We start from the raw sequence: 17,736 nt of genomic DNA, 5'->3' as shown, positions 1-17,736 counted from the left end.
TCTACACCAGTTTGCGCTTGCGAAACTCGGCCACCTTATGCCGATTGCCACACAGCGCCATGCTGCACCAGCGGCGCTTGTGGCCCTTGGTGCGGTCGTAGAACCACAGCACGCACTCGGGATGTTCGCAGGTGCGGACCAGGCCGAAATCCCCTTCCACCAGTAACGTCGCGGCGGCTTCGGCAATCGGCGCCAGGAACTGCTCGGCAGTCTGCACCTTGCGCTGGCGCTCCAGCCGCAACTCGCCAGGCGCCGGCCAAGCCAGTTGCGGGTGACTGACCGCCTTGCGCAGGAACGCATTCAGCGCGCCGGGATCGCCCTGCTGGCCGGCCTTGCGCTGTTCCAGTAACACGCGGATCACTTCCCGCAATCCCCGCGCCGCGCCCAGCAGTGCCCCCTCCTCAAATACCGGTACTGCGCCCTCCTCGGCCCAGCCAAGCCGCACCAGCCAGCGCTCGACATCGGCATCGCCTTGCCAGAATTCAAAGGGCACACCGTCGACATTCGCCCGGGTATTGAGCATGTCCAGCACGGGATGATCAGCCAGGACGTAGGGTTCCAACGGGGATGGGGTGATGGCGGGCATGGTAAATCCTCTTCAAGTCCGCGCCATCGTAACCGCTGATTTCGCTTTTGAATAGTTACTAAATTTGCTAATCAGTAACCCAATAAATTAATTTGACAGGTTACATTTTCAAGCGCAGCCTGCAAAACCAGTAACCCAACAAATCAATTTAACCAGTTACAAAGAGGACTACGATCATGTCGATTTCAGCCCCGGTTGTTCGCTATCAGCACGTTGATGCCGATGGTGTGCGCATTTTCTACCGTGAAGCCGGCGACCCGTCCGCGCCGGTGTTGCTGCTGCTGCATGGCTTTCCCAGTTCGTCCCATATGTACCGTGACCTGATCCCGCTGCTTGCCACCCGCTACCGGATCATCGCCCCGGACTTGCCAGGCTTCGGCTTCACCGAAGTCCCCGCCGAACGCAATTACCACTACAGCTTCGATAACCTGGCGATCACCGTTGGCCACTTCGTCGACGCCCTGAACCTCAGTCGCTATGCCCTCTATGTGTTCGACTACGGCGCACCGGTGGGCCTGCGCCTGGCCGTGGCCCACCCGGAACGGGTCAGCGCGCTGATATCGCAAAACGGCAATGCCTACCTGGAAGGTTTGGGTGACGCCTGGGCTCCGATCCGGGCCTACTGGGCCGAGCCGAGCCAGGCCAATCGCGAGGTGATTCGCAACGCGGTCATCAGCCTGGAAGGCACGCGTTATCAGTACCTGCATGGCGTGTCGCAACCGGAGTTGGTGGCGCCGGAGTCCTACATGCTCGACGTGCTCCTGATGCAGCGTCCCGGCAATGACGAGATCCAGTTGGACCTGTTCCTCGACTACCGCAACAACCTGACGCTGTACCCGGCGTTCCAGGCGTTTTTCAAGGCCACGCAAGTGCCGGCGCTGGTGATCTGGGGCCAGAACGATCCCTTCTTCATCCCGCCGGGCGCCCATGCCTACAAAGGCGACAACCCCAACGCCGTGGTGGAATTACTCGACACCGGCCACTTCGCCCTGGAAACCCACGCCGCGCACATTGCCCAACGGATTCATGCAGTACTGGGCGACGCCATCAACTGATAACCGCCCATGAAACACTGGATTCGTCCAGTGAATAATACAGACTGGCCTGGTGCTGCCTGGCCCTGCTAAAACGACGGAACAGCATTCCACCGTTGGAGAAGCGTCCCATGAGCACCTGGCCAGACACCCGAATTCTTGACCTGCTGGGCATCGATTTACCGATCATTCAGGCGCCCATGGCCAATGCCACGAGCACGGCCATGGTGATTGCGGCCAATCAGGCCGGCGCCCTCGGTTCAATGCCGGCGGCGGCGCTCAGCATCGAGCAACTGCGCGAAGCACTCACCACGATTCGCCAGGCCAGTTCGCGGCCGCTGAACGTAAATTTCTTCTGCCATCAGCCACCGACGCCGGATGCTCACCGCGACCTTCAGTGGAAGAACCTGCTGGAAACCTACTACCGCGAGCTGGGCGCCGATTTTGACGCGCCGACGCCCGTCTCCAACCGCGCACCGTTCAACAACGCCGCCTGTGAAGTGGTGGAAGAATTCCGCCCGGAAGTGGTGAGCTTTCACTTCGGCCTGCCGGAAAAATCCCTGCTGGACCGGGTCAAGGCCACCGGGGCGAAAGTGCTGTCGTCGGCTACCACCGTCGAAGAAGCCATCTGGCTGGAACAGCACGGCTGCGATGCAATCATCGCCATGGGCAACGAAGCCGGTGGCCATCGCGGGATGTTCCTCAGCGACGACCTGAATAGCCAGATCGGCACCATGGCGCTGGTGCCACAGGTTGTCGATGCCGTGCGCGTGCCGGTGATTGCGGCCGGCGGCATCGGGGATGCCAGGGGCATTGTCGCGGCCTTCGCCCTTGGCGCGTCAGCGGTGCAGATTGGCACCGCGTACCTGTTTACCCCCGAGGCCACCGTCTCGAAGTCACACCACCACGCCTTGCGCACTGCCCAGGCCAGTGAAACCGCGCTGACCAACCTGTTCACCGGGCGCCCGGCGCGGGGCATCATCAACCGCGTAATGCGTGAGTTGGGCGCGATCAACCCCACGGCGCCGGCGTTCCCGCTGTCCGGCGGTGCGTTGATGCCGCTCAAGGCCAAGGACGAAGCCGGCTTCAGCAACTTGTGGTCGGGCCAGGCGCTGCGCCTCGGCAAAGACATCTCCAGCTATGACCTGACGCTCGAACTGGCCGCGCAAACCCTGGAAAAACTCGGCCGACGCTGAACCTGAACTCCCGGGACAACTTTGCGCTGTACCGGCAGTGGCCAACCGCTATATATTCCCATACATAGCGGTAGTCCCCCTCTGCCTAACAAGCCGCAAACCCCAAGGAGCTTCTTGATGATGATTCGCGCCTCACGCCTGGCCCACACGGCCCTCGCCACCCTGATCGCCGCGTTTGGCTTCTCCTCGGCGAATGCCGATGAAGTACAGGTGGCCGTGGCTGCCAACTTCACCGCACCGATCCAGGCGATTGCCGCCGACTTTGAAAAAGATACGGGCCATAAACTGGTCGCTGCCTACGGCGCTACCGGCCAGTTCTACACCCAGATCAAGAACGGCGCGCCGTTTGAAGTGTTCCTCAGCGCCGACGACACCACCCCGCAGAAGCTCGAAGCCGAAGGTGACACCGTCAAGGGCTCGCGCTTCACCTACGCGGTCGGCACCCTGGCGCTATGGTCGGCCAAGGAAGGCTACGTCGATGCCAAGGGCGAAGTGCTGAAGAAAAACCAGTTCCAGCACCTGTCCATCGCCAACCCGAAAGCCGCGCCTTATGGCCTGGCCGCCACCCAGGTGCTGGCGAAGGAAGGCCTGACCGAGAAGGTCAAGGACAAGCTCGTTGAGGGCCAGAACATTACCCAGGCCTATCAGTTCGTCTCCACCGGCAACGCCGAACTGGGTTTTGTAGCGCTGTCGCAGATCTACAAGGACGGCAAAGTCACCAGCGGTTCGGCCTGGATCGTGCCGTCGTCGATGCATGACCCGATCAAGCAGGACGCGGTAATCCTCAACAAGGGCAAGGACAGCGCCGCCGCCAAGGCCCTGGTTGAATACCTGAAAGGTCCGAAAGCCGCCGCGGTGATCAAGTCCTACGGTTACGAGCTGTAAATGCCGCTGTCGAGTGCCGATTTTTCCGCGATCTGGTTGACCCTGAAACTGGCGTCGCTGACCACGGTCATCCTGCTGATCATCGGCACTCCGATAGCCCTCTGGCTGTCGCGCACCCGCTCGTGGTGGCGCGGCCCCATTGGCGCGGTGGTGGCCTTGCCGTTGGTGTTGCCACCCACGGTGATCGGCTTCTACCTGCTGCTGACCATGGGCCCCAACGGCTACTTCGGCCAGTTCACCCAATGGTTGGGCCTGGGCACCCTGACCTTCAGCTTCGCCGGGCTGGTGATTGGCTCGGTGATCTATTCCATGCCGTTTGTGGTGCAGCCGTTGCAAAACGCCTTCTCCGCTATTGGCACTCGCCCGCTGGAAGTGGCCGCGACCTTGCGGGCCAATCCCTGGGACACCTTTTTCACGGTGATCCTGCCCCTGGCGCGCCCGGGGTTTATCACCGCGTCGATTCTCGGTTTTGCCCACACCGTCGGCGAGTTCGGCGTGGTACTGATGATCGGCGGCAATATTCCCAACAAGACCCGGGTCGTCTCGGTGCAGATCTACGACCACGTCGAAGCCATGGAATATGCCCAGGCCCACTGGCTGGCCGGGTCCATGGTGGTGTTTTCTTTCCTGGTGTTGCTGGCGCTCTACTCCAGCCGTAAAACCAAGGCGGGCTGGAGCTGATGTCGATGATCGAGGTACGCCTGCAACTGAAGTATTCCGGGTTTGCCCTGGATGTCGACCTGCAACTGCCCGGTCGCGGGGTGACGGCGCTGTACGGCCACTCCGGCTCCGGCAAGACCACCTGCCTGCGTTGCATCGCCGGGCTGGAGCGGGCTGAAGAGGGTTTCGTGCAGATCAACGACGAGGTCTGGCAAGACAGCCGCAAAGGATTGTTCGTGCCACCCCACAAACGCGCCCTGGGCTACGTGTTTCAAGAAGCCAGCCTGTTCCCGCATTTGTCGGTGCTGGCCAACCTGGAGTTCGGCCTCAAGCGCATCCCGCGCCAGCAACGCCGGGTGGAGATGAGCCACGCCACCGAACTATTGGGCATCGGCCACCTGCTGGAGCGCCATCCGCAGCACCTTTCCGGCGGTGAGCGCCAGCGCATAGGCATCGCCCGCGCCCTGCTCACCAGCCCGAGCCTGTTGCTGATGGATGAACCGTTGGCCGCGCTGGACAGCAAACGCAAAAGCGAGATCCTGCCGTATCTCGAACGCCTGCATGACGAACTGGAGATTCCGGTGCTGTACGTCAGCCATGCCCAGGACGAAGTGGCGCGCCTGGCTGATCACATCGTGTTGCTCAGCGACGGCAAGGCCCTGGCCAGCGGTCCTATCGGCGAAACCCTGGCCCGGCTGGACCTGCCCATGGCCCTGGGCGACGACGCCGGTGTGGTGATCAACGGCACCGTCAGCGCCTACGACGCGCACTACCAGTTGCTCACCCTGCAATTGCCCGCGAGCCAATTGCAGATGCGCGTGGCCCATGCACCATTGGCGCTGGGCAAACCGTTGCGTTTCAAGATCCAGGCGCGGGACGTCAGCTTGAGCCTGCAGGCCGAGGAACACAGCAGCATCCTCAATCGCCTGCCGGTGACGGTGACCCAGGAAATCCCGGCGGACAACGCAGCCCACGTGCTGGTAAGCCTGGACGCCGCCGGCACGCCGCTGCTGGCGCGCATCACCCGTTACTCGCGGGACCAGTTGCAGCTGCATCCCGGCCAGACGCTGTGGGCGCAAATCAAGGCGGTGGCGGTACTGGCCTGACTGCCCGACAGCTGCTACGGGGGAGCAAACTTGTTGGCACGACCGCAAAACCCTGCGGTCAATCAGAAATACCTGCCAAGGAATTTGCGCCATGCCCGATCCTGCGTTGCTTGCCGACCTGCCCCGCGACCTGCATTACGTCGACGATACCCAGCCCGGGATCTCCCGCAAAAAGCTGCGGGGCAAATTCCAATACTTCAAGGCCGACGGCACACGCATAACCGATGCCGACGAAATCAAACGCATCAACGCACTGGCAGTGCCGCCGGCCTATACCGATGTGTGGATCTGCGCCGACCCGCGCGGCCATCTGCAAGCCACCGGGCGGGATGCCCGGGGGCGCAAGCAGTACCGCTACCACCCGCGCTGGCGCGAGGTGCGCGACACCGACAAATACTCCCGGCTGCAACAGTTCGGCAGCGCGCTGCCCAAGTTGCGCAAACAGTTGGAAGCACAGATCGAGGCGCCAGGGTTCAATCGGGAAAAGGTCCTGGCCACGGTGGTGCTGCTGCTCGACGCCACCCTGATCCGCGTCGGCAATACCCAATATGCCCGCGACAACCGCTCCTACGGCCTGACCACCCTGCGCACCCGCCATGTGGATATCAAGGGCAGTGAGATCCTGTTCCAGTTTCGCGGCAAGAGCGGCATCGAGCACCAGATCAGCGTCAAGGACCGGCGCCTGGCCACGGTGATCAAGCGTTGCCTGGAGTTGCCGGGGCAGAACCTGTTCCAGTACCTGGACGAGAACGGCGAGCGCCATACCGTCAGTTCCACCGATGTGAATGCCTACCTGCACACCCTGACCGGCGCGGATTTTACCGCCAAGGACTACCGCACCTGGGCCGGCAGCGCCCTGGCGCTGGCAGTGCTGCGCGAGCTTGAGTGGCAGCCGGAATCCGACGCCAAGAAACATGTGGTGGAGATGGTCAAGAACGTTGCCAAGCAACTGGGCAACACGCCGGCGGTGTGTCGCAAGTGCTACATCCACCCGGCGGTGCTGGAGCATTTCAGCCTGGGCGAACTGGCGAAACTGCCCAAGCCCCGAGTGCGCAAAGGCTTGAAAGCCGAGGAAGTCGGGCTGGCGATGTTTCTGGAGCAACTGGCCGAACGCCTGTAAGTGCGCCAAGTCATTGCAGCGGAGCACGAAGCGCCCTACGGTAGTGGCCGGATAATCTCACCGAGGAACCCGGCCCCATGCTGCCTTCATCCCTGAAGCCCTACACCAACGCCGCCTTGCTGCATCGCCACAAATGGCGCGGGCGTGTCGGGTTGCTGCTGGTGGCCAGCCTTTCCGTGCTGGCGGGCATGACCGATGCGATTGGTTTCATGGCCAGCGGGGATTTTGTGTCGTTCATGAGCGGCAACACCACGCGCCTCGCCGTGGCGATCAGCGAAGGCGACCTGGGCCTTACCGGGCGCCTGACGTTGCTGGTGGCGACGTTTATCGCCGGGAATGCGCTGGGCGTGATGGTCAGCCGCGTCAGCCGGCGCCACGCCCTGCCCTTGTTGCTGTGCATCGCCACCCTGCTGTGCGGGGCTGCGGCCTGGCCGTTTGCCGATCAATTGCCGGCGTTGCTGGCAGCGATCATCGCCATGGGCATGTTGAATGCCGCCGTCGAAGAAGTGAACGGGTTGCCCGTGGGGCTTACCTATGTCACCGGGGCGCTGTCACGCTTTGGTCGCGGACTGGGCCGCTGGATGCTCGGTGAACGCCGCAACGGCTGGCGCGTGCAACTGATCCCGTGGGCCGGGATGTTTGTGGGTGCGGTGATCGGTGCGTTGCTGGAGCACCACATGGGGATTCGTGCGCTGCTGGTCAGCGGGGTGCTGTCGGCGCTGTTGGGGCTGGTGTCGCTGAAGATTCCGCGGCGCTGGCACCTGGGGTACATGCCCCGCTAGAAAACAGTTGCCCTCCCGACGCTCCGGCCTCGACATCCCTGTACCGGTAAAGAGCCGTCACGCCGGGTGAGCGGGAAAATACTAAAACAATGCCTGCGGGACTGTCCGCAGGGCATTTCTGAACTTTTCTAACGGAATGGATTACAGGCAGGTCGCCAGTGCCGCCAGGCGGCGCTTGGCCGGATAGTCATCCTGGGCCGCGTAATAGTTGACGGAGGCGCCGGCGCCGGCACTGCGCACGTCGACAAAATAGTCACCTGCCGTGGTGTAGATGGTGAAGCCACCAGCCTGTGCAGGCTCCATGAAACCACCGGCATCCACCCCGAACACCGCTTCATCCTGCCAGCCGAACTGGATGCACTGGGCAACCACCAGCGGAGCCTTGTCCGAGGCCAGGGTTTTGTAGGGCGCGCCGGTACGCGCCTCTTTCATCTTCGAGCCCGCGCAACCGGCCAGCGATGCCAGGACCAAAGCGCCAATTACCACCATCCGCATACCGAAGCTTCCTTGGAAAAAACGCGACTGTACCATTAGCAGGCGACACCGAAGGATTATTGCGTCACCCTGCCGCCTACTTACGAACCCGCTTTTACCCGGAAACCCCATGACACCCAATGCCGAGCGCTACAACCCCTCCACCGACTACGCCGACAAGCTGATCAGCCGCATCGGCCAGACGCCTTCGTGGATCGCCAAACGCATCGGCGTGACCGACAAGCGCATCCGCTACATCCTTGACGGCGAGCGCACCGTGAAGGGCGAAAGCACCCCGATCCAGATGACCTACACCGAGCAATTTGCCCTGGAATGCCTGGCGGCCGAGGCGAAAGCCAACAAGAAAGCCGCCGCCCCGGTTATCGAATAGCTGACAGATTCATGAACTTTGTTTCACTGTGAAGGAAGACCTCGCCGCCTATAGTCGGCAGGCTCATTTTTAAGAAGTCTCCCTTCCAGCCTGCCCTCCCGCAGGCTTTTTTTTGCCTTGGTTTTGCTCCCCCCGTAGCAGGAGTTTGTTGGTCAGAGCAGCCAGCGGAACAGATAGAACAGCGCCATGCTCAGCAACACGGTGATCAGCACGCTGCGGGTCCAGAACATCAACGCAACGGCGCTGATTCCGGCCAGCAGGTAGGGGTTGCCCACACTCAGGTTGAGCTTGTGATCAGCCAGGAAAATGATCGGGCCGCAGATGGCGGTGAGCATCCCCGGTACGGCAAACCCGAGAAACTCCCGCGCCCCGCGATTGAGGCGCACCGGCAGGCGCGGCTCGAGAAACAGGTAGCGGTTAAGAAACACGATCAGGCCCATGCCAAAAATCATCACGAAGATCATTGTTGCCCTACTCCCAGCCGCTTGCAGGCAAACCCTGCGCTCATCCCCAACACACCGGACACCACCACCGCCGATTCCCAGTGCAAGTAGCTCAGCCAAACCGAGCACAGCAACGACACGGCTACGCAGACGATGGTCGGCACGTCGCGCACTACCGGGGTGATCAGGGCGATAAAGGTCGCTGCGATCGAGAATTCCAGGCCCAGTTGATCCAGCCCGGGAATGCTTTTGCCGAGCACGATGCCGGCGAAGGTAAAGACGTTCCAGATGATATAGAACGTCAGGCCGACGCCCAGGGCGTACCAGCGATTGAAGGTCTGGCGGTCGTACTGGCTGACCAGGGCGAAGAATTCGTCGGTCAGCAAAAAGCCCAGGCTCATGCGCCACCGTGGTTTGAGCGGCGACAGCGTGGGACGCATGTGCATGCCGTAGAGCAAATGCTGGGAGGTCAGCAGCAAGGTGGTCAGCAGGATCGAAATCAGGCTGGCGCCGCTCTTGACCATACCGATGGCCACCAATTGTGCGGCACCGGCAAACACGATGGTCGACAGCCCCTGGGCTTCCAGCGGCGTGAATTGGGCATCAATTGCAGTCGAACCGGCCAGCAATCCCCACGGCGCACACGCCAGGGACAATGGAATGATCGCAATCGCGCCACGGGAAAAGGCATTCAGAGGCAGAGCGTTAGGCATACACAACAAGCTCATCGACAGTCAGTCGACAAGCATGCCAGCGGTATCAGGGATTGTCTTGAACGATCGTGCTCAAGCCAGTTTGACCGACACCCGCTCCACCGCGTCCCGGGCTTCGCGCAGTTCGTGGGCGTCCTGGTTGAGCCGGTGGATGGTATTGAGCAGGCGCTGGCGCAGCACTTCATCGCTGAGCTTTTCGACGGCGCGCATCAGGTCAAACGCCGCGGTTTCGTTATTGTCCGCGACGGAATCCAGGGTCTTGCGCAGGTTGCGAGTGGCACGGGTCACACGTTTTCTTCCTTCATCACCAATGGGCAGGCACTTTAGGACATTTGTGTTTCAGTTTAATTTCAACCACTTGTCATCGATTGTCGGGCACTTGACGCAGGTCAATCGAAACAAGGTTTGACCAATACATATGGTAATCCGTATATTCGTATTTCCATATGTATCAAGGCACTGACCATGTCAGATCTTTTCTCCCCGCCCAACGTCTTCAAATGCCTGGCCGACGCCACCCGCGCCAGGCTGACGTTGTTGATCCTGCGTGAAGGCGAACTTTGCGTGTGCGAATTGATCCATGCTCTGGACGACAGCCAGCCGAAAATCTCCCGCCACCTGGCGCAACTGCGCAGTTGCGGGTTGCTGCTGGACCGTCGCCAGGGCCAGTGGATTTATTACCGCCTCAACCCGGCCTTGCCGGAGTGGGTGACGGCAGTGCTCGACACCACCCTGCAAGCCAACCAAGCCTGGTTAAAAACAGACGCCCAGCGTCTGGAAACCATGGGTGACCGACCACAACGGGCCAGCGCCTGCTGCTGATCCTGCGGAGAGCTTTTCATGCTTGTTGCCGTTGCTATCTTTCTGTTCACCATCATTTTGGTCATCTGGCAGCCCAAGGGCCTGGGCGTGGGCTGGAGCGCCACGATGGGCGCGATCCTGGCCCTGGCGTGCGGGGTTATCAGCCTGGCCGACATCCCGGTGGTGTGGCACATCATCTGGAACGCCACCGGGACCTTCGTCGCGCTGATCGTCATCAGCCTGCTGCTGGATGAGGCGGGCTTCTTCGCCTGGGCTGCCTTGCATGTGGCGCGCTGGGGCCGTGGGCGCGGTCGGCGACTGTTCGCGTACATGGTGCTGCTGGGCGCGCTGGTATCGGCTTTGTTCGCCAACGACGGCGCGGCGCTGATCCTCACGCCCATCGTGATGTCGATGCTGTTGGCGTTGCGCTTTTCCCCGGCAGCCACGCTGGCGTTCGTCATGGGCGCCGGGTTTATCGCCGACACCGCGAGCCTGCCGCTGGTAGTCTCCAACCTGGTGAACATCGTCTCGGCCGACTACTTCAAGATCGGCTTCAACGAATACGCCGCAGTGATGGTGCCGGTGAACCTGGTGAGCGTCGCCGCGACCCTCGCCGTATTGCTGTGGTTTTTCCGCCGGGACATTCCGCAAACCTACGACCCGGCAGACCTCGACGACCCTGCCAGTGCGATCCACGACCGCGCCACCTTCCGCGCCGGCTGGTGGGTGCTGGGCATCCTGCTGGTGGGCTGCTTTGCCCTGGAACCGCTGGGCATTCCCATCAGCGCAATTTCTGCCGCCTGCGCCATATTACTGCTGGTGATCGCCGCCAAGGGCCACAAAATCTCCACCCGCAAGGTGCTGAAGGAAGCGCCCTGGCAGATCGTGATTTTCTCCCTGGGCATGTACCTGGTGGTCTACGGCCTGCGTAACGCCGGGCTGACCGACTACCTCGCGACCTGGCTCGACACCTTCGCAAGCTATGGCGTATGGGGCGCGGCCTTGGGCACCGGTGTACTCACCGCGCTGCTGTCTTCGGCGATGAACAACCTGCCAACCGTGCTGATCGGCGCGCTCTCCATCGAGGCCAGCCACGCCGTGGGCGTGGTCAAGGACGCGATGATCTACGCCAACGTGATCGGCAGCGACCTAGGCCCCAAAATCACCCCTATCGGCAGCCTGGCGACCTTGCTCTGGCTGCACATCCTGGCACGCAAAGGCATCACCATCACCTGGGGTTACTACTTCAAGGTCGGGATCGTGCTGACCCTGCCGGTACTGTTGATCACCCTCGCCGCCCTGGCCTTGCGCCTGAGTTTCTGACGGAGTTCGCTTGATGAAAGTCCTGTTCATGTGCACCGCCAACAGCTGCCGCAGCATTCTTTCGGAAGCCTTGTTCAACCATCTGGCGCCGGACGGTTTCCAGGCCATCAGCTCCGGGAGTTTCCCCAAGGGCCAGGTGCTGCCACGCAGCCTGACCACGCTGAAGGCCGCCGGCATCAGCACCGAAGGCTTGTACAGCAAGGGCAACGACGCCTTTGAAGGCAGCCCGCCGGACATCGTCGTCACCGTGTGCGACAAGGCTGCTGGAGAAGCTTGCCCAGTGTATTTCGGCCCGGCCATGAAGGCACATTGGGGGTTGGAGGACCCGTCGGATGTTCAAGGCGATGAAGCCCAGGTCGACGCCGCGTTCCGCGCCACCCTGGAAATCATTGAACGGCGCTGCCGGGCTTTTTTCGAGATTCCGTTCGCCAGCCTCAGTCCCATCGAAATCAAGGCCGAGCTTGATCGCATCGCCACGCCGTAACCGAAGAGCCGGGCGAGTAGTCGATCTGAAGGTCTTTTCCGGCGTATGCTCGCGGGCAACGGTCACAGCGAGCCCCCTCAATGAGTTCCATGCAGCACGCCTGGCTGGGCAACTACGAAGTCAGCAGCACCGCCTGCACCGGCCTGACATTTGCCCGCCACAGCCATGATGAATGCGTGATCGGCGTCAACCTGCTCGGCGAGGAACAGGTGTGGCTGGATCGTCGCACCTTCGAGGCCGGCCCCGGCAGCATCACCCTGTACAACCCGGGGCAGATTCAAGGCGGCGGCGCGGCCGAAGGGCAGCCGTGGCGGTTTGTCAGCTTGTATGCGACTGCCGAGCAATTGGCGGCTGATCTGGGTCTGGCGCACCTGGAGTTCGACCGTTCGCTGTGCTTCCAGCCGGCGTTGGCGATGAAACTCGCCGGGGCGATTGAAGGCGCGTTGAGTGTCGATCCGCTGGCCCGTGAGCTGAGTGAGGAAGCCCTGGTGGTGCTGCTCGGCGAAGTCGTCGGTTGCAGCGGCGTCCGCTTGCCTGGCAGCACTGCGGTGGGACGCGGGTTGGTGATCAAGGCCCAGGAATTGCTGGCTGAAAACCTGCACCAGGCGGTGGCACTCGAGACCCTTGGTGACGAGTTGGGCCTGTCGAAATTCCATCTGCTGCGGGCTTTTCAGAAAGAAACCGGGCTGAGTCCACGCCAGTGGGCGATGCAACTGCGTACCAGGCGCGCCAAGGGGCTGTTGCGCTCAGGCGTTGCGGCGTCGCAGGTTGCCCATGCCTTGGGGTTTGCTGACCAGAGCCATCTGAATCGGCATTTCCGGGCGGCCTACGGGATCACACCGGGGCGCTATCAACGCGTGCTCAAGGGCTGAAAAGCGCAATCTGGTTCAAGACGACTTACACACCCTTCCCTAAAATGCCGGCCATCACTTGAAGGAAGGCAGGCATGTTGACGATCTTTTTTTCGGCGCTGGTGTTCGGTTTTGTGTTTTGCCTGTCGCCGGGGGCGGTGCTGGCGGAGACGCTGCGCCGTGGGCTGCTGCATGGGTTTACCCCTGCGCTGTTGGTGCAGATCGGTTCGCTGGTGGGCGATGCCGTGTGGGCGGTGATCGGGCTTACGGGCATGGCGTTGTTGATCCAGCATGAGTCGGTGCGGGTGCCGCTGACGGCCGTTTGTGGGCTGTATCTGGCCTGGCTCGGGATTCGCAGCCTGATGGATGCCTGGCGCTTGCCAGAGGCCGGGAGTGCGCCGGCCAGGTCCGGGCAGAATGCGCTGGTGGTGGGGGCGGCGATTTCCCTGGCCAATCCGAAGAACATTGTCTATTGGGGGGCGCTGGGGAGTGCGTTATCGGGGATAGTCGGGGCGGCGCCTAGCCATGGGCAGACGTTGATGTTTTTTGCGGGGTTTATGCTGGCTTCGGTGTTGTCGTGTTTTTTGATTGCGGGGTTGGTCAATTTGCTGCGGCGGAATGCTTCGCCCATGTGGCAGAGGGTTAGCTATGGGGCCTGTGGGGTGGTGCTGCTGTATCTGGCGATGTTGGCGTTGCGGGGGATTTGAGGGGGCATATCCGTTATTTGGGTAACGGCGGCCTATGGTTCCGCTCTTACAGCGGCTCACTTTGGAAAAGCCGGAATGCCGGCCCAGCCCAAAGTAGGCAAAGGGCTCCGCAATACCTGCGTTCGGCCTCGGGCTTATTGGGGCAGTCAGATCAAGATCAAAAGCAAGAGCACGGCGGCCTGAAAGCCGACCTGAGTGTTAAAAGCAAAAGCAAAGACCAGAGCGAAAACAGATCTGCTTTCTGTGGGAGCGGGCTTGCTCGCGAAAAACCTGAGAGCGCCGCGTTCATCCAGAATACCCACGTCATCGTTAACGACCTTCGCGAGCAAGCCCGCTCCCACATTTGGACCGTGCCCGCTTTAGCTTTTGATTTGGCTTTTGCTCTACAACACTCAAGCCGGCCGGTAGGCCGCTGTGCTCTTGCTGTTGATCTTGGGCGCCCCGTTAAACCACGCTGGCCGAACGCAGGCTTCGGAACCCCGCATAAGTTATCCGGCTATTGTTACTTCACCTACCTTCCACACACCGGCCACTTATCAATAAGCACACTTGATGTTGCAACTTCCCCAACCTTCTATCTGAACAAACTCTGAACCAGTAACAATTTAAGTCATTAAACGTTGACATCCGGCAACTGCCTGAGTAAATTCCCCGTGCCTGCAACTCAGGGCCATTTTTCAACCTCACAAAAGAAGCCAATGGACACAGTATCTAGTCGTTGTCCGATCACCGTGAATGCGGCGAATCGGGCGCCAAACCCAGAAAAAATGACGGGACTCGCCTTTCCGGCCGAGTAAGCTGCGCTAGAGCCTGACGCTCCAACGTAACTGCCTCACCGGATGCCAGTCCGGTCCCGAGGTGTGTTATGACCTTTCAACTGATTGTTTTACCTGATCTGCGTACGCTGGCTAACGCCCTGCGCGCCAAATTGTGCCGCGAGCCCGTAGGCTTTTCCCCTACCCGCAGCACCTTTGTGACCTCATCCCCCCGCGTGTGCCCGACTCCCCGGGCACACTGGCGTATCTGCCCCACCACCGGCCACCTGGTCCAGCAATGGGATCACGCCGACCCTCAAGACCCACAGAGACGGGACGTTTCCAGCCTGGTCGCGCAAGCGAGCCTGATGCTGAGCCTCTACGTGGACGCTCGCGCGGCATAAGCCAGCTGGAAACAGCAACTTCCTGATTATCCGTTAATTGATTAGCTGGAGTTCTCTATGGACGAAGCCAGTAGTAGCCCGCTGCGCGCTAGTTAACTAACGCGCTGTTAGCGGGCCCATAGAAAGTTACCCAACACCTTATTTAAACCGATCGCGAAGTCAGCGACTCGGCATGCTTTCGCTCGCCTGTCATCAGGTAAGTACCGGGTATGTTTTGTCGAAAAATTGGCGACAGGAGTACACACAATGAGCGCAGTAAAAAACCCGAAACTGCACAAGAAAAACGGCACGGATACCGACACCAAGCTGTCGATGCGTGCCGCCCGCGAAGCCCAGAACGGCCTCTCGGCAACCCTCGCCAATGTCCGGGCAACCAAGGATGGCCTGACCGAACTGGATGCCTCTGCTCGCCTGCAACGTGAAGGCTACAACGAGGTGGCCCACGACAAGCCGCCTCACGCCATCGTGCAATTCCTCCAGGCCCTGAACAACCCGTTCATCTATGTGCTGCTGACCCTCGGCGCCATCAGTTTCTTCACTGACTACTGGCTGCCACTGCAGGCCGGTGAAGAAGCCGACCTGACCAAGGTCATCATTATCATGACCATGGTCATGCTCAGCAGCCTACTGCGCTTCTGGCAGGAGCATCGTTCGGCCAAGTCCGCCGAGGCCTTGAAGGCCATGGTGCGTACCACCGCCACGGTGTTGCGCCGCGAGCAAGTGGGCTCCAAGCCGACCCTGCGGGAAGTGCCGATGCGCGACCTGGTGGCCGGCGATATCGTGCAACTGTCTGCCGGCGACATGATCCCGGCCGACATCCGCCTGATCGAGTCCCGTGACCTGTTCATCAGCCAGGCCGTGCTGACCGGCGAAGCCTTGCCGGTAGAGAAGTACGACACCCTCGGGGATGTGACGCAAAAATCCGCCACGTCCACGGCGGCCGACCAGGGCAACCTGCTGGACCTGCCGAACATCTGTTTCATGGGCACCAACGTGGTCAGCGGCCGGGCGAAAGCCGTGGTGGTTGCCACCGGCCCGCGTACCTACTTTGGCTCGTTGGCCAAGGCGATTGTCGGCTCCCGGGTGCAAACCGCATTTGACCGCGGGGTGAACAGCGTCAGCTGGCTGTTGATCCGCTTCATGCTGGTAATGACGCCGATCGTGTTCTTCCTCAACGGCTTCTCCAAGGGTGACTGGAGCGACGCGTTGCTGTTCGCCCTGGCAGTGGCGGTAGGCCTCACCCCGGAAATGCTGCCGATGATCGTCAGCGCCAACCTGGCCAAGGGTGCAACCGCCATGGCCAAGCGCAAGGTGGTGGTCAAGCGCCTCAACGCGATCCAGAACTTCGGTTCGATGGACGTGCTGTGCACCGACAAGACCGGCACCCTGACCCAGGACAAGATCATCCTCGAGCACCACGTCAACGCCTTTGGCAACCGTGATGATTCAGTGCTGACCCTCGCCTGGCTCAACAGCCATCACCAGAGCGGCATGAAGAACCTGATGGACCAGGCGGTCGTACAGTTCTCCGAGCAGAATCCGAAGTTCCAGGTGCCGTTTGCCTACAGCAAGGTGGATGAGTTGCCGTTCGACTTTATTCGCCGTCGCCTGTCGATCGTGGTCAAGGACGCGCAAAACGACCACCTGCTGGTGTGCAAGGGTGCGGTCGAGGAGATGCTGAGCATTTCCACCCACGTGATGGAAGGCGACGTGGCCGTCGAGCTGGATGATCGGCGTCGCAACGAGTTGCTGGCGATTGCCCAGGACTACAACGAAGACGGCTTCCGGGTGCTGGTGCTGGCAACCCGCAACATTCCCCAGGCACTCGCCCGCAAGCAGTACACCACGGCCGATGAGCGCAACCTGGTGATCCGTGGCTTCCTGACCTTCCTTGATCCACCAAAGGAAACCGCTGGCCCGGCGATCGCTGCCCTGCGCGAAATTGGCGTGGCCGTCAAAGTGCTCACCGGCGACAACGCCATCGTCACCAGCAAGATCTGCCGCCAGGTAGGCCTTGAGCCAGGCGTACCGTTGCTGGGGACGGAAATCGAAGCGATGGACGACGCCACCCTCAAGCTGCGGGTCGAGGAGCGCACGGTGTTCGCCAAGCTGACGCCGCTGCAGAAGTCGCGGGTGCTCAAGACCTTGCAGTCCAACGGCCACACCGTGGGCTTCCTCGGCGACGGCATCAACGACGCTCCGGCCTTGCGGGATGCCGACGTGGGCATCTCGGTGGACAGCGCGACGGACATTGCCAAGGAATCCGCCGACATCATCCTGCTGGAAAAGAGCCTGATGGTGCTGGAAGAAGGCGTGCTGAAAGGCCGCGAGACCTTCGGCAATATCATGAAGTACCTGAACATGACCGCCAGTTCCAACTTCGGCAACGTGTTCTCGGTGCTGGTGGCCAGTGCATTCATCCCGTTCCTGCCAATGCTGTCGATCCACCTGCTGCTGCAAAACCTGATGTACGACATCTCCCAGCTGGCCTTGCCGTGGGACAAGATGGACAAGGAATACCTGGCCAAGCCACGCAAGTGGGACGCGAAAAACATTGGCCGCTTCATGATCTGGATCGGGCCGACCTCGTCGATCTTCGACATGACCACCTTTGCCCTGATGTGGTACGTGTTCTCGGCCAACAGCGTGGAAATGCAGACCCTGTTCCAGTCCGGCTGGTTCATCGAGGGGCTGCTCTCGCAAACCCTGGTGGTGCACATGCTGCGCACCCGCAAGATCCCGTTCTTCCAGAGCAACGCCGCATGGCCGGTGATGATGATGACCTGCATCGTGATCGGGCTGGGCATCTACGTACCGTTCTCGCCGCTGGGCGCGATGGTTGGCCTGGAGCCGCTGCCACTTGCGTACTTCCCATGGCTGGTGGGCACCCTGGTCGCCTACTGCTGCGTGGCACAACTGATGAAAACCCTCTACATCCGCCGCTTCAAGCAGTGGTACTGATCAACCGCCCCTGAAAGCGCTGGCTATCGGTAGATAGCCAGTGCACGCGGAGACAGACAA

General features: G+C 61.2%; 20 protein-coding genes. 15 read left to right on the top strand and 5 right to left on the bottom strand.

Annotated elements, in window-relative coordinates:
* Position 1: 1 nt before the first annotated feature.
* Positions 2-586: an ABATE domain-containing protein gene (locus V6607_RS15540; RefSeq protein ID WP_087693903.1), complete on the bottom strand. Its 585-nt coding sequence runs from the start codon at positions 584-586 to the stop codon at positions 2-4.
* A 176-nt stretch (positions 587-762) separates the two neighbouring features.
* Here V6607_RS15540 and V6607_RS15535 point away from each other — a divergent pair, with 176 nt between their 5' ends.
* The 7 genes from V6607_RS15535 (at position 763) to V6607_RS15505 (ending at position 7,369) form a co-directional block, all read left to right on the top strand.
* Positions 763-1,641 (top strand): alpha/beta hydrolase, encoded by an 879-nt coding sequence (locus tag V6607_RS15535; protein ID WP_134326566.1) that lies wholly within the window; start codon positions 763-765, stop codon positions 1,639-1,641.
* Positions 1,642-1,751: 110 nt separating this feature from the next.
* Positions 1,752-2,816 (top strand): nitronate monooxygenase, encoded by a 1,065-nt coding sequence (locus V6607_RS15530; RefSeq protein ID WP_102604917.1) that lies wholly within the window; start codon positions 1,752-1,754, stop codon positions 2,814-2,816.
* Between the two features lie 117 nt (positions 2,817-2,933).
* Positions 2,934-3,701, top strand: a complete 768-nt coding sequence (gene modA, locus V6607_RS15525; RefSeq protein WP_134326565.1) for a molybdate ABC transporter substrate-binding protein — start codon at positions 2,934-2,936, stop codon at positions 3,699-3,701.
* The gene (gene modB / locus V6607_RS15520; protein WP_003212595.1) at positions 3,702-4,382 is read left to right on the top strand and encodes a molybdate ABC transporter permease subunit; all 681 of its coding nucleotides are present in this window, start codon (positions 3,702-3,704) and stop codon (positions 4,380-4,382) included.
* A gap of 5 nt (positions 4,383-4,387) precedes the next feature.
* Complete coding sequence (modC, locus tag V6607_RS15515) at positions 4,388-5,467, top strand: molybdenum ABC transporter ATP-binding protein (RefSeq protein WP_134326564.1); 1,080 nt, start codon at positions 4,388-4,390, stop codon at positions 5,465-5,467.
* Between the two features lie 91 nt (positions 5,468-5,558).
* Positions 5,559-6,587 (top strand): DNA topoisomerase IB, encoded by a 1,029-nt coding sequence (locus V6607_RS15510; RefSeq protein ID WP_008432490.1) that lies wholly within the window; start codon positions 5,559-5,561, stop codon positions 6,585-6,587.
* Positions 6,588-6,664: 77 nt separating this feature from the next.
* Entirely contained in the window at positions 6,665-7,369 is a 705-nt protein-coding gene (locus V6607_RS15505) for a YoaK family protein (RefSeq protein ID WP_003212598.1), read from the top strand.
* 141 nt (positions 7,370-7,510) lie between these two features.
* On the opposite strand, the gene V6607_RS15500 is transcribed toward V6607_RS15505, so the two are convergent.
* Positions 7,511-7,864: a hypothetical protein gene (locus tag V6607_RS15500; protein WP_087693907.1), complete on the bottom strand. Its 354-nt coding sequence runs from the start codon at positions 7,862-7,864 to the stop codon at positions 7,511-7,513.
* Between the two features lie 109 nt (positions 7,865-7,973).
* On the opposite strand from V6607_RS15500, the gene V6607_RS15495 reads away from it, so the two are divergent.
* Positions 7,974-8,234 (top strand): hypothetical protein, encoded by a 261-nt coding sequence (locus V6607_RS15495; protein WP_003212600.1) that lies wholly within the window; start codon positions 7,974-7,976, stop codon positions 8,232-8,234.
* A 152-nt stretch (positions 8,235-8,386) separates the two neighbouring features.
* Here V6607_RS15495 and V6607_RS15490 read toward each other — a convergent pair whose 3' ends face one another.
* The 3 genes from V6607_RS15490 to V6607_RS15480 form a co-directional block, all read right to left on the bottom strand.
* Complete coding sequence (locus tag V6607_RS15490; protein WP_008432487.1) at positions 8,387-8,698, bottom strand: AzlD domain-containing protein; 312 nt, start codon at positions 8,696-8,698, stop codon at positions 8,387-8,389.
* Positions 8,695-9,390, bottom strand: a complete 696-nt coding sequence (locus tag V6607_RS15485; protein ID WP_003212602.1) for an AzlC family ABC transporter permease — start codon at positions 9,388-9,390, stop codon at positions 8,695-8,697. Before V6607_RS15485 ends, V6607_RS15490 begins: the two co-directional genes overlap by 4 nt.
* 72 nt (positions 9,391-9,462) lie before the next feature.
* Complete coding sequence (locus tag V6607_RS15480; RefSeq protein WP_003212603.1) at positions 9,463-9,678, bottom strand: hypothetical protein; 216 nt, start codon at positions 9,676-9,678, stop codon at positions 9,463-9,465.
* A 177-nt stretch (positions 9,679-9,855) separates the two neighbouring features.
* Between V6607_RS15480 and V6607_RS15475 the strand changes: the two genes are divergently transcribed.
* From V6607_RS15475 to mgtA, 7 genes are all read left to right on the top strand, one after another.
* A complete protein-coding gene (locus V6607_RS15475; protein WP_003212604.1) occupies positions 9,856-10,212 on the top strand; it encodes a metalloregulator ArsR/SmtB family transcription factor in 357 nt (118 codons plus the stop codon).
* Positions 10,213-10,230: 18 nt separating this feature from the next.
* Complete coding sequence (locus tag V6607_RS15470; protein ID WP_003212605.1) at positions 10,231-11,514, top strand: arsenic transporter; 1,284 nt, start codon at positions 10,231-10,233, stop codon at positions 11,512-11,514.
* Positions 11,515-11,527: 13 nt separating this feature from the next.
* Positions 11,528-11,998, top strand: coding sequence for an arsenate reductase ArsC (locus V6607_RS15465; RefSeq protein WP_087693911.1), 471 nt, complete (start codon positions 11,528-11,530; stop codon positions 11,996-11,998).
* Between the two features lie 80 nt (positions 11,999-12,078).
* Complete coding sequence (locus tag V6607_RS15460; RefSeq protein WP_023658815.1) at positions 12,079-12,870, top strand: AraC family transcriptional regulator; 792 nt, start codon at positions 12,079-12,081, stop codon at positions 12,868-12,870.
* 74 nt (positions 12,871-12,944) lie between these two features.
* Positions 12,945-13,556: a LysE family transporter gene (locus V6607_RS15455; protein WP_008432477.1), complete on the top strand. Its 612-nt coding sequence runs from the start codon at positions 12,945-12,947 to the stop codon at positions 13,554-13,556.
* 865 nt (positions 13,557-14,421) lie between these two features.
* Entirely contained in the window at positions 14,422-14,715 is a 294-nt protein-coding gene (locus V6607_RS15450) for a hypothetical protein (protein ID WP_003219143.1), read from the top strand.
* A 246-nt stretch (positions 14,716-14,961) separates the two neighbouring features.
* Positions 14,962-17,676 carry a magnesium-translocating P-type ATPase gene (gene mgtA / locus V6607_RS15445; protein ID WP_023658814.1) on the top strand — a complete coding sequence of 905 codons (2,715 nt, stop codon included), beginning with the start codon at positions 14,962-14,964 and terminating at the stop codon, positions 17,674-17,676.
* Positions 17,677-17,736 lie beyond the last annotated feature (60 nt).

This window comes from Pseudomonas sp. KK18, assembly GCF_037094675.1.
Taxonomy (GTDB): Bacteria; Pseudomonadota; Gammaproteobacteria; order Pseudomonadales; family Pseudomonadaceae; genus Aquipseudomonas.
The sequence above is the reverse complement of the archived record's forward strand: the minus strand, read 5'-3'. Positions and strand labels throughout refer to the sequence as shown.